We start from the raw sequence: 12497 nt of genomic DNA on the forward strand, positions 1-12497 counted from the left end.
CAGGCGGGGAAAAGATGGCAGGCAAGACGGGGACCACGCGCTGGCTGGCAGCCGGCATGACGACGATCGCACTCACGCTGGGCGGCATGGCGACGGCGCATGCCGACGTATCGCTGCTGAACGTGTCATACGACGTGACGCGCGAGTTGTACAAGGACATCGACGCCGGCTTCATCGCCGAGTACAAGCAGAAGAGCGGCGAGACCGTTTCGGTGCGGCAGTCGCACGGTGCGTCGAGCGCGCAGGCGCTCTCCGTGCTGCAGGGTTTGCAGGCCGACGTCGTGACGATGAATCAGCCGAACGACATCGATCTGCTCGCGGACAAGGGCCAGTTGCTGCCGGTCAACTGGCGCACGCGTCTGCCGAACGAGAGTGTGCCGTACACCACGACCATGGTGTTTCTGGTGCGCAAGGGCAATCCGAAACACATCGTCGACTGGAGCGATCTGGCCAAACCGGGCGTGCAGGTCGTGATCGCGAATCCGAAGACTTCGGGTAATGGCCGTTACGCGTATCTGGCCGCGTGGGGTTATAGCAAGCAGCATGGCGGCACCGACGCTCAGGCGCTCGACTTCGAAAAAGCAATCTTCAAGAATGTGCCGGTGCTCGACACGGGCGGTCGCGGCGCGACCACCACGTTCACGCAACGCGGCATCGGCGACGTGCTGGTGACGTTCGAAAACGAAGTCGCGCTGATCGACGGCGGCGTGGGTGCGGGTAACTTCGAAGCGGTCTATCCGTCGGTGAGCCTGCTGGCGGCACCGCCGGTCGCGCTGGTCGACAAGGTGGTCGACAAGCGCGGCACCCGCAAGGAAGCGCAGGCGTATCTCGACTATCTGTGGTCGCCGGCCGCGCAGGAAATCATCGCGCAACATCATCTGCGTCCGAGCGACAAGGCCGTGCTCGCCAAGCATGCGTCGGAGTTCAAGGCGATCAGGACCTTCACGGTCGAAGAGATGTTCGGCGGCTGGCAGAAAGCGCAGCAAACGCATTTCTCCGATGGCGGGACGTTCGATCAGATCATCGTGGACAAGAAATAAAGCGCAGCGTTGTCTGAAATGGAAAAAGGCCGCCTCGTAACCGAGGCGGCCTTTTTGTTTGGTGGGTTGTGCGAGTGATGCGAGTGATGCGAGCCCGACGAGGCACGCGTCCCGCCTCCCGCTACTAGCGCGTGTTAATTCGCCGCCGCGTGCTTGTCGCACGCGTGCTCGCAGCCGCTTTGATCCAGCGGCATCTGCTGCGCCGATTCTGCGCGGATGCCCAGACGGTCGAGCAGTTTGCGATCGGCTTCCGCTTGCGGATTGCTGGTCGTCAGCAACTGGTCGCCGTAGAAAATCGAGTTCGCGCCGGCGAGGAAGCACAGCGCCTGCAGCGCCTCGTCCATCTGTTCGCGGCCTGCCGACAGCCGCACCATCGCGCGCGGCATCGTGATGCGCGCCACCGCGATCGTGCGCACGAACTCGAACGGGTCGATGGCTTCGGTGCCGGTCAGCGGCGTGCCTTCGACCTGCACCAGATTGTTGATCGGCACCGATTCCGGATACGGCTCCATGTTCGCGAGTTGCGTAATCAATCCGGCGCGTTCGCGGCGCGATTCGCCCAGTCCGACGATCCCGCCGCAGCACACGTTGATGCCCGCATCGCGCACCCGTTCGAGCGTGTCGAGACGGTCCTGATACGTGCGTGTCGAAATGATCTGGCCGTAGAACTCCGGCGATGTATCGAGGTTGTGGTTGTAGTAGTCGAGGCCCGCATCGCGCAGACCTTGCGCCTGGTGCGTCTCGAGCATGCCGAGCGTGACGCAGGTTTCCAGTCCCATCGCCTTCACGCCGCGGATCATGTCCTTGATCGGTTCGAGGTGACGGTCTTTTGGATTGCGCCAAGCCGCGCCCATGCAGAAACGCGTCGCGCCGTTCTGCTTCGCGACGGCCGCGGCCGCCAGCACTTCGTCGACCGGCATCAGCTTGTCGGCCTGCAGCCCGGTGTCGTGATGCACCGACTGCGGACAGTACGCGCAGTCTTCCTCGCAGCCGCCGGTCTTGATCGACAGCAGCGTCGACAGTTGCACCGTGTTCGCATCGAAATGCTCGCGGTGAGTTTGCTGCGCGCGAAACAGCAGGTCGTTGAACGGCAGTTCGTACAGCGCGACGATGTCGGCCACGCGCCAGCGCGCCAGTTGCTGGGCGCCTTGGGCTTGCGTAGCGGCGTGCGCAGCGTTGTTGTCAGTAGCCGCCGTCGGGGCGATGTTCAGTTGCGTCATGTCGTCGATCCTCATGAATGGATGGATAAGGTTCAGCGCTGCGCGTGGCGCAGCGTTTGCAAAAGTCGGGGGATGTCGAGCCGGTCGGCCGCGCGTTCGGCCGAGATCGGATTCAGATGCGGCACGATGCCGAGCAGCGGCGCGTCGTACGCGCGCGCAAGATGCTCGCGAATCGAGGCGATGTTTTCGTCGGGAAACGTCATGTCCGGATCGACGCGATTCGCGACCCAGCCGGCCAGCGTCAACCCTCGCGCGGCGATCGCTTCCGCGCTCAGCAACGCGTGACTGATGCAGCCGAGTCGCATGCCTACCACCAGCACCACCGGCAGATTCAGCGCGACGGCGAGATCGGCGGTGTCCTGCGTCGCGGTGAGCGGCACGCGAAAGCCGCCGACGCCTTCGACGACCACGATGTCCGCGCGTGTCACGGCCTCGGCATGACAGGCGACGATGCGCTCGAGATCGAGCACGACGTTTTCCAGCGCGGCCGCGATGTGCGGTGCGGCCGGTTCTTTCAGCAGATAAGGCGTGCGCATGTCGGGCGGCAGCAACACGCTGGACGCCGCATCGAGTTGATCGGCGTCTTCGTTGTGCAGGACGCCGTCGAGTTCGAAGGCGCCGGCCGCGATCGGCTTCATCGCGGCGGCTTGCAGGCCTTCGCGGACGAAGCCGCGCAACAGCGCGGAAGAGACCAGCGTCTTGCCGATTTCGGTATCGGTCCCGGTGACGAAGAGAGACAGCGCGGTACTCATCGGAGCTTGCCTCCTACCTGTTGCAGACCCGTTTCGAGCCGATCCAGATCGGCCTGCGAATGCGCGGCCGATAGCGAAATTCGCAACCGCGAGGTGCCCACCGGTACGGTCGGCGGACGGATGGCCGGCACCCACAAACCGGCCTGCTCGAGCGTGGCCGCGATGTTCAGCGTCGCGTCGTTCGCGCCGATCACGAGCGGCTGCACGGCGGTGTGCGAATCGACCGGCAGCCAGGGCGTGGCCTTCAGCATCGCGCGCGTGCGTTCGATCAACTGCTGCAGATGCGCGCGGCGCGCGTCACCCTCGTCGCCGCCGATGATGCGCAGGCTCGCCGACACCGCATGCGCGGCCGCCGGCACCGATGCCGTGGTGAAGATGTACGGCCGCGCGCGCTGCACGAGCCATTCGATCACCGTTTCGTGCGCCGCCACGAAAGCGCCCGAGACGCCCGCGGCTTTGCCGAGCGTGCCGATCGAGATCAGATTCGGCGAACGCAACGCGGCTTGCGCGATGGCGCCGCGTCCTTGCGGGCCGAGCACGCCGAAGCCGTGCGCATCGTCGACGATCAGCCAGGCGCCGTGACGTTCGGCCAGTTCCAGCAGACGCGGCAACGGCGCGACATCGCCGTCCATGCTGAACACCGTGTCGGAGACGATCATCTTGACGCTGGCATCCGACGCGTCGAGCATCGCGCTCAAGGCGTCCGTATCGCAGTGCGGGTAGACCTGCACGTCGGCACGCGACAGACGCGCGCCGTCGATCAGCGATGCGTGGTTCAGCGCATCGGAGAACAGCGTCGTGCCGCGGCCCGCGAGCGCGGTGAGCGTCGCGAGGTTGGCCATATAGCCGGTGCTGAAATAGAGCGCACGCGGCGCGTCGACAAAACCGCCGACGAAGCCGGCGAGGTCGTCTTCGAGTTGCGCGTGTGCGCGCGAGTGACCGCCGAGCAGATGCGAGCCGCCGCTGCCCGCGCCGTAGCGCCGTGCGCCTTCGGCGATGGCCGCGATCAGTTGCGGATGCGCGGCGAGGCCGAGATAGTCGTTGCTGGCGAAGCCGATGATCTCGCGGCCGTCCACGGTCATGTGCGCGGCGCAGGGTGTGTCGGCGGTGCGGCGACGCCGGCGCAGACCGCGCTCGTCGATTTCCTGCAGGCCTTGCGCGAGTGTGTCGAGAAGTTGCATCAGCGGGCCTCCCCTAGCGTCACCTCGAAGGTCTCGCGCGTGCGTGTGGCGAGCAGCGCGATTTCCGCGTCGTCGAGAATGTACGGCGGCATCAGATACACGGTCGTGCCGATGGGCCGCAGCAGCAGTTCGCGTTGCAAGCCGTGCTCGAAGAAGCGGCGTGAGAAGGTCCGCGCCATGTGCGGATCGTCGATGAGCGCGTCGAACGCGAAGATGGTGCCGCACTGACGCAGGTTGCGAACGTGCGGATGATCGGCAAGAGGCGTGAGCGCTGCTTTCAGTTTTGCCGATTTCTGTGCGTTGACAGCCAGCACGTTATCGCTCTCGAACAGGTCGAGCGTGGCGAGTGCGGCACGACAGGCCAGCGGATTGCCGGTGTACGAATGCGAGTGCAGGAAGCCGCGCGTGGTGTCGTCGTGATAGAAGGCTGCGAAGATTTCGTCGCGCGACAGCACGATGGAGAGAGGCAGATAGCCGCCGCTGATGCCTTTCGACAGGCACAGGAAATCCGGCCAGATGCCGGCTTGTTCGCAGGCGAAGAAAGTGCCGGTGCGGCCGCAGCCGACGGCGATTTCATCGGCGATCAGGTGGATGCCGTACTGATCGCAGAGCGCGCGCAGTCCCGCGATATACGACGGATCGTGCATGGCCATGCCGGCGGCGCACTGCACGAGCGGTTCGACGATGAGTGCGGCGATGCGGCCGGCGCGCGCTTCGAACAGCGAGCGAACGTGATCGAGCGCACGGCGCGCGACATCCGCGGAGGTTTCGTTCGCGCCGGCTTGCCGCGCGTCGGGTGAAGCGACGACGTGGGCATGGCGAATGAGCGGATCGTAGGCGTCCTTGAACAGGGCGACGTCGGTGACGCCGAGTGCGCCGATGGTTTCGCCGTGATAGCTGTTGGCGACGCAGACGAATTCCTGCTTGTCGGCGAAACCTTGATTACGCCAGAAGTGGAAGCTCATTTTCAGCGCGATTTCGACGGCGGATGCGCCGTCGGACGCGAAGAATGCGTGGCCTAGCGTATTGCTGGTCAGGGTACTGAGACGCTCGGCGAGTTCGACGGCGGGCTCGTGTGTGCAGCCGGCGAGCATGGCGTGTTCGAGGGTATCGAGCTGGTCTTTCAGCGCCGCGTTGATGCGGGGGTTCGCGTGTCCGAACAGGTTGACCCACCAGGAGCTGATGGCATCGAGATAGCGGTGATTGGCCCGGTCGTAGAGCCAGGCGCCCTGGCCGCGGGAAACGGGGACGAGCGGGAGTTGCTCGTGGTGTTTCATTTGCGTGCAGGGGTGCCAGACGGCGCGAAGGCTGCGGGCGATCCAGTCGTCGGGTGAGGCGGGGTGTTCCAAAACGGTGCTCCAGAGGCTCTGATTTTTCGCCGCTGCGGGCGGGCGATGAGGGTTCTGGGGTCGAGGTTAGCTTTTTATTTTGTGATGTGCACGGGGGTGGGAGGTTTGGTTTTTGCCTTCGGCGGTGGGGTTCGGCGAGGTTTTTGGCAGGTTGGCGGGGTTTTTTGATTTACGGCGGAGATCGGGGGTTTTGGCGACGGCAAAGTAAACCGCCTGGGTCGGCGGGGGGGTGGTGTTGGGGTGGGGTTTTTTGGGCCTTTCCTTGATTTGCTCTCGGTCTATTAGCGTTCCCCCTGTGCGGGGGGGCACCTACTTTTCTTTGCCGCCGCAAAGAAAAGTAGGCAAAAGAAAGCGGCTCACACCGCTAATTCTTAAGCGGGAACCGCAGCATTTCTTTGGTAGTGGTGCATCTGGAATCCGGTCCCCCGCGCATTACGCGCCCGTGACAAAGCACTCATCAGCTCCCACTCCGCACTACGTGCGTCGCGGATGGGAACACCACGGAAAGCGAAAAACCGAGGGGGTAGAACGACCCGGGGGCGCGCGAAGCGCCGCCGGAAGAATGACTGCTGTGTCACGAACGTGGAATGTGCGTGAGCACGGATTCCAGATGCACCACTACCAGAAAACCCGCGCGGGGCCCGCTTAATGGTTAGCGGTTTGAGCCCGCTTTCTTTTGCCTACTTTTCTTTGCGGCGGCAAAGAAAAGTAGGTGCCCCCCCGCACAGGGGGAACGCTAATAGACCACTAAGTCAGCAAGAAGACCACCAAGTCAGCAAGGAAACGCCAAAACCCGAGCAACAGCCCGAACCCGCTCCTGAAAAACCGCCTCCTTAATCCCCGAAGGGTCACGAACCGCGGCCGTAGCCGCAACACCCCCAGCATCGACCCCCCGCGCAGCAACCAAACAAACCCTCAGCCTCCCAGCCTGCGGATACTCCCGCAACTCAAACCCCAATCTCCCCCGAGCATCCGCCTCACAAGCCTGCAAAGCCTCGGCAAACCGCCCAGGTTTCCGAATCGCATCACACCGCTCGAGCAACCGCACAAGCGCGGCAGCGCCCATCTCCATCACCCGATGAATATTCCCATGCTCCCGCGCAACCAGCACCGCCAGATCCCGACAATCGTTCGGCACCCGCAAGCGCTCGCAAAACGGCTTCAACAGATCGACCGACCGGCCCTCGTGCCCAATATGCCGCGGCAGCACATCCTCCGGTGTCGTCGCCTTGCCCAGATCGTGCGTCAACGCGGCAAACCGCACCGGCAACGCATACCCCTGCTGCGCGGCGTGATCGACCACCATCATCACATGCACCCCCGTATCCACCTCGGGGTGATAATCGGCCCGCTGCGGCACGCCGAACAACGCGTCGACCTCCGGCAAAATCCGCGCTAACGCGCCGCAATCCCGCAGCACGTCGAACATCCGCGACGGCTTCTTCTCCATCAAGCCGCGTGACACCTCCTGCCACACCCGCTCGGCCACCAGCGCATCCACCTCGCCGTCGGCCACCATCTTGCGCATCAAGGTCATCGTCTGCGGCGCAACCGTGAAATCGACAAAGCGCGCAGCAAATCGCGCAATCCGCAAAATTCGCACGGGGTCTTCCAGGAACGCGTCGCTGACATGCCGGAACAGACGCGCGCGCAAATCGCCCTGCCCGTCGAACGGATCGATCACCGGCCCGGTCAATTCGCCGTCCGGCCGCACCTCGCGAGCCATCGCATTGATGGTCAGGTCGCGCCGCGCCAGATCCTCTTCCAGCGTCACGTCCGGCGCATAGAAAAACTGGAAGCCGTGATACCCCGCGGCGGTCTTGCGCTCGGTGCGCGCCAACGCATATTCCTCGTGCGTACGAGGATGCAGGAACACCGGAAAATCCTTGCCCACCGGTCGATATCCCTGCGCCACCATCTGCTCCGGCGTCGCGCCCACGACGACGTAATCGCGGTCCTGCACGGGCACACCCAGCAACTCATCGCGGATCGCGCCGCCCACCGCATAGACGTTCATGAACACACATCCTGATCCGGCAACGCATGCGTTTCGCGGCGCGCGGCATCGATCCACGCGGCCACCGCCGGCAACTTCGTGAGGCGCTCGACATAGCCTTGAGAAACGCTCGACAGCGCCGGCTCCCACGTGAGGAAACGCATCGCGACCGGTGCATACATCGCATCGGCAATCCCGAACTCGCCGAACAGAAAAGGCCCGCCGTAAGTCTGGAGACACCCGCGCCAGATCGCCTCGATACGCGCGATGTCGGCCAGCGCGCCGGGCGTCGCGTTCCGGCCAGGGAACGACGCGCGAATGTTCATCCACATGGTCGAGCGCAATTCGCCGAAGCCCGAGTGCATCTCGGCGCTCACGCTGCGCGCATGCCGCCGCGCCGCCGGATCGCGTGGCCACAGCGCATGCTCAGGAAACCGCTCGGCCAGCGTCTCGGCAATCGCCAGCGAATCCCACGTCGCCGAACCGTCCTCGTCGATCAGACACGGCACCTTGCCGGGACTCGCCGGCGCCTGCGCCTGCAGCGCGGCCTTGAGGCCGGGCTCGCGCAGATGCAGCAACACTTCGACGAACGGAATGCCGAAATGCTCGAATAACAACCATGGACGCATCGACCACGACGAGTAGTTCTTGTCACCGATAAGCAGCTTCATACTTCGTATCAAAAGAAATGTTCTAGCGACCCGCGCTGGCCCGGAAGGTGTCGAAGCGCGAGCGCGTGGACGTGCCGGTCAGATACAACGGAGCCACGGTTTCGATGGCGGTCGGCTCGATGCCGAGTTCGGGCGCAAGCGGTCCGCTCATCACGTTGTCGACTTTCATCGAGTCGAGATTGTCACGCGAAATGACCGGCTCGCCGGGCGCGAATTCGAAACTGAACGCTTGCAGGCGTCCGAATGCCTGAGGCAAACGGATAATGCGCGCCGATTTGCCGAGCACCGTGCCGCAATACGCGACGAGGTCTTCGAGCGTATACACGCTCGGGCCGCCGAGTTCGTAGATCTTGCCGTTGGCCGCATCGAGATCGAGCACGTTGACGATCGCCTTCGTCACGTCGCCCACGTACACCGGCTGGAATTTCGCGTCCGGCATGGCAAGCGGGATGGCCGGGAAGAAGCGCTGCAGCATCGCAAACTTGTTGAGGAACTCATCCTCGGGACCGAATACGACGGACGGGCGAAAGATCGTCCACGCGAGCCTGGCCGCCTCCACGGCCTTTTCGCCGTCGCCCTTCGAGCGCGAGTACATGCTGGGACCGTTCGAATCCGCGCCGAGCGCACTTACGTGAATCAGCCGCGGCACGCCTTTGCTTTCGCAGGCGGTTACGATCCGCGTCGGCAATTCGACGTGTGCCTTCATGAACTCGGGGCCATAGGGCTTGCCGCGTTTGCCGTGCAATGTCCCGATGAGATTGATGACCGCATCCGCGCCTTCGATGAAGTGCGCGAGTTGCACGGGATCGAACACATCGGTTTCGATCACGTCGATGGGCAGCAAGGTGAGATGGCGGGCGTTGTAACGCCGCCGGGTGGCGATGCGCACGGTCTTGCCCGCTTCGACGAGGGCGTTGACGAGATGGCTGCCGAGAAACCCGGACCCGCCGATAATCGCAATGGTTTGATGTCGCATTTTTCGACTCCCAGGTGGAAGCCGCGGCAAGGGCTGGCGTGGCGCGCCGCCTTGTCCGCATGAAGTCATGCATGACGCGGCGGCGACGGCACGGCGCTTACGGTGCGATGTAACCCAGACGCGCCTTCAGCGATTGCGGACGGCCTTCGAACAGTGCCGCGTAGTAGACCGTGTTGGACAACACATTCTTCACATAGTCGCGCGTTTCCTGGAAAGGAATGGCTTCGGCGAAGATCGCGCCTTCCACGGGATGCTGCAATGATTGTCGCCAGTTGCGCGGACGGCCCGGACCCGCGTTGTAACCGGCCGTAGCCAGCACGGCGGAACCGTCGAACTGATTGTAAATCATCGACAGGTAGTTCGTGCCCAGCAGAATGTTGGTGTCGATGTCGTTCATCTGCTCGCGCGAAATCGTCCCCAAACCGATTTTCTTCGCCACCAGTTGTGCGGTGCCGGGCATCAGTTGCATCAGACCGCTGGCGCCGACTTCCGAGCGCGCATTCATGATGAAACGCGACTCCTGACGGATCAGTCCATAAGCCCATTCCACGTCGAGCCCGTTCGATTGCGAGTCGCGCTCGACGATGTCCTTGAACGGCGACAGATAGCGTAGCGAGAAATCGTGCTCGCTCTTCGTGCGGTCGGCGGTGTTGACTGTGCGGTCATACAACTGGATACGGCGCGCGTATTCGGCGGCGGCAATCAGTTGCCGGTCGCTCATGGTGCGCAGCGGCCAGTTCCATTCGCGATTGCCCTCGAGCCGCAGATTCAGCGCATAAAAGCGCTGCGCCAGATCGAAGCCCGGCGTATTGCCGGCCTGCTGGATCTCGGCATCGCTCACCAGGGTTTTGGGCGGCACGCTGATTTTCTGGCCCAACTCTTCGGCAGCCAGTTGACCGTAGAAGTTGAAGCCCTGCGAGATCGACTCGAATTCCTGATTCGCCGTGGTCGTTTCGCCGGCCTGCTTGAGCGCACGCGCATGCCAGTAGATCCACGACGGCTGATTGCGCAGCGCCGCCGGCATCTGTTCGATCGACCAGCGCACCATCGTCCAGTCGCCCGCGAGCAGGGCGGTGCGGGTGCGCCATTCGTAAGCCGGATTCGACAGCGGCGCATTCACCGAAAGCCGGTACCAGTCGACCGCGCCGGGCATTTGTTTGGCAGCGGCCTGATAGGCAATCGTGCCCCAGCCGATCGCGCGCTCGGGCGAACTCAGCGACGGCGCCACCGATGCGAACGTGGCGGCCGCCATGGCCGGATCGTTGCGCGCCATGCGGGTGATAGCCAGCAACGCCAGTTGATGCGACTGCGTATCCGGACCGACGCCGCGCGCAAGCAGCAAGGGCGGCGAACTCGTGGCCTGACCGAACAGCACCGGATCGGGCGGCTGATTGCTCAGCGCGTCGACGAGCTTGCTGCCGGTGGCCGTGTAGTTCTGCTCGTACGCGAGACGGATTTGCTGCCACACGTCGGCGGAACTGAATTGCTGGCTGACCGCGAGCGCGTTGACCAGATCGACGCAGCCGTCGCCATACCATTTCGGATCGACCAGCAACGCACGCGCCGCGTCGGCCACGTTCTCGCCGTGCGCCGCGCGTGACTCGAGCGCATAGCACTTCACCTGCGTGTCGTCGTTCAGCACGAAGCGTGCGTATTGCGGGTCGAAGTTGCGCCAGTCGTGACGCGCGCCGAGCACCGTGAGGTAATCGTTACGCATGCGGTCGGCAATCGCCTGACCGTCGTACTTCTGCAGGAACGCAAGTACTGGTGCATCCGGTGCGTCGATGCGCGCATGACCGCCGGAGTCGAACAGTTGCGGCTTGATCTGGAAGTACTCCAGATATGAAGGCGCGGGATAGTTCGGGATCATGCTGGCCAGTTGCGCCGCACGTGCCGCGTCGTTATTACGCGCGGCTTCGCGAAGCTGAACGAAGACCTGGTCGTCGTTTGTGAGTTGTGCAAGAGGGATGGGCTTGACGGCGGAGGCTGTGCTGCACGCGACGAGTGCCGCTGCGGCGAGCGCCAGACCGGCCGCGCGATATACTCGATAAAGGCGTTTTGACATCGTTGTTTCTGGAGCACGAATTGGACCCAAGCATAGCATGCAACCCCGCCGCGGCAGCGAAAAAGCAGCTGCGTCGAATGCTATTGGAAACAAGGCTACAAGCGGCTTCCGAGCCTGCTCGTCAAGATGCGCTGAAGCGTCGCGTGCTCGACGCGTTGAAGCATTTCGACGTGGCCAGCGTGGGGTTTTACTGGCCGCTCGCGGGCGAATTCGACGCACGTACGGTCATTGCTTTATGGCTGGCAGGCAGCGCCTCGCGCGAGGCGAGTCTGCCGATCGTGGTGGCACCGGGCACGCCGCTCGAATTCCATGCATGGACGCCCGATATGCCGATGAAGACCGGTCACCACAAGATCATGGAGCCGGCTTCGCGACGGCGCATCGAGCCCGCCCTGCTGCTCATTCCCTGTGTGGGTTTCGACGCCGACGGCTACCGGCTCGGCTACGGAGGCGGCTACTACGACCGCACGCTGGCTGCATGGCCGGACCAGCGCCGGCCAATCACGGTGGGCATCGCTTACGAAGCCTGCCGCACGCAAGCGCTACAGCACGAAGCGCACGATATCCCGCTCGATCTGATCGTCACCGAAGCGGGACTTTACCCGGCCAGGACGCGTTGATCACCCGGCAAGCGGCGCATCACAACGACGCCGCCGCCCGCGCGGCGGTGTCGTAAAGACCGGACGCGTTGCGCATCAACTGCGCGGCGTCGCCGATCTGCTCGTTGGTCAGTCCGCTTTCCTTCAACGTCGAGATCAGGCAGCTCTCGCGCACCTCACGGTATTTCAGGCACAACGCGCGACCCGCATCGGTTGCCGAAAAAAACACTTCCTTGCCGGTCTTTTCGCTTTTTACATACCCTCTGGCTACGAGCTTCTTCAACGCGTAGGTCGCGACATGGGTGTCCTCGATGTTCAGCACGAAGCAGATGTCGGCCAGTTTCTTGCGCCGCTCGCGATGGCTGACGTGATGCAGCAGCGACACCTCGATGGCGGTCATATCCTTGTCGCCCGCCGCCGACATGCAGCGCACCATCCACCGGTTGAACGCATTGCCCGCCATGATGAGTGCGTACTCGAGCTCGGACAGCTCCGCGCTGGTTTCAGACACGAGGTGCTCCGACGAGACGATCTTGGTGGGATGACGCGACATGGCGAAAATTCTCAGCAAACGGGGTGGAAAGGTGACGCGAGTGTACGACGAGCGCTGCCATTCCGGCGAGCCTGGCATTAACGCTTATTGATAAT

Annotated in this window: 11 protein-coding genes; 2 read left to right on the forward strand and 9 right to left on the reverse strand. The window is 63.5% G+C overall.

Annotated elements, in window-relative coordinates:
• The first annotated feature begins 14 nt into the window (after window positions 1–14).
• Entirely contained in the window at window positions 15–1040 is a 1026-nt protein-coding gene (locus FQ746_RS17860) for a sulfate ABC transporter substrate-binding protein (RefSeq protein WP_144110813.1), read from the forward strand.
• 134 nt (window positions 1041–1174) lie between these two features.
• On the opposite strand, the gene bioB is transcribed toward FQ746_RS17860, so the two are convergent.
• The 8 genes from bioB to FQ746_RS17900 all read right to left on the reverse strand — a co-directional run bounded on the left by bioB (window position 1175) and on the right by FQ746_RS17900 (window position 11250).
• The gene (bioB, locus tag FQ746_RS17865) at window positions 1175–2260 is read right to left on the reverse strand and encodes a biotin synthase BioB (protein WP_144110815.1); all 1086 of its coding nucleotides are present in this window, start codon (window positions 2258–2260) and stop codon (window positions 1175–1177) included.
• Window positions 2261–2292: 32 nt separating this feature from the next.
• Window positions 2293–3012, reverse strand: a complete 720-nt coding sequence (bioD, locus tag FQ746_RS17870) for a dethiobiotin synthase (RefSeq protein WP_144110817.1) — start codon at window positions 3010–3012, stop codon at window positions 2293–2295.
• The gene (gene bioF, locus FQ746_RS17875; protein ID WP_144110819.1) at window positions 3009–4193 is read right to left on the reverse strand and encodes an 8-amino-7-oxononanoate synthase; all 1185 of its coding nucleotides are present in this window, start codon (window positions 4191–4193) and stop codon (window positions 3009–3011) included. Before bioF ends, bioD begins: the two co-directional genes overlap by 4 nt.
• On the reverse strand, window positions 4193–5542 hold the full coding sequence (gene bioA / locus FQ746_RS17880) for an adenosylmethionine--8-amino-7-oxononanoate transaminase (RefSeq protein ID WP_144110821.1): 1350 nt from the start codon (window positions 5540–5542) through the stop codon (window positions 4193–4195). Before bioA ends, bioF begins: the two co-directional genes overlap by 1 nt.
• Before the next feature lie 772 nt (window positions 5543–6314).
• On the reverse strand, window positions 6315–7559 hold the full coding sequence (locus tag FQ746_RS17885; protein ID WP_144110823.1) for a multifunctional CCA addition/repair protein: 1245 nt from the start codon (window positions 7557–7559) through the stop codon (window positions 6315–6317).
• The gene (locus FQ746_RS17890; protein WP_144110825.1) at window positions 7556–8209 is read right to left on the reverse strand and encodes a glutathione S-transferase family protein; all 654 of its coding nucleotides are present in this window, start codon (window positions 8207–8209) and stop codon (window positions 7556–7558) included. Before FQ746_RS17890 ends, FQ746_RS17885 begins: the two co-directional genes overlap by 4 nt.
• Window positions 8210–8231: 22 nt before the next feature.
• Window positions 8232–9185, reverse strand: a complete 954-nt coding sequence (locus FQ746_RS17895) for a complex I NDUFA9 subunit family protein (protein ID WP_144110827.1) — start codon at window positions 9183–9185, stop codon at window positions 8232–8234.
• 97 nt (window positions 9186–9282) lie between these two features.
• Window positions 9283–11250, reverse strand: coding sequence for a lytic transglycosylase domain-containing protein (locus tag FQ746_RS17900; protein WP_144110829.1), 1968 nt, complete (start codon window positions 11248–11250; stop codon window positions 9283–9285).
• Window positions 11251–11327: 77 nt separating this feature from the next.
• Here FQ746_RS17900 and FQ746_RS17905 point away from each other — a divergent pair, with 77 nt between their 5' ends.
• Complete coding sequence (locus FQ746_RS17905; protein ID WP_260854092.1) at window positions 11328–11870, forward strand: 5-formyltetrahydrofolate cyclo-ligase; 543 nt, start codon at window positions 11328–11330, stop codon at window positions 11868–11870.
• Between the two features lie 19 nt (window positions 11871–11889).
• Here FQ746_RS17905 and FQ746_RS17910 read toward each other — a convergent pair whose 3' ends face one another.
• Window positions 11890–12402, reverse strand: a complete 513-nt coding sequence (locus FQ746_RS17910; protein ID WP_144110830.1) for a winged helix DNA-binding protein — start codon at window positions 12400–12402, stop codon at window positions 11890–11892.
• Window positions 12403–12497 lie beyond the last annotated feature (95 nt).

The sequence above is a fragment of the Paraburkholderia sp. BCC1886 genome, assembly GCF_900996245.1.
GTDB lineage: Bacteria > Pseudomonadota > Gammaproteobacteria > Burkholderiales > Burkholderiaceae > Paraburkholderia.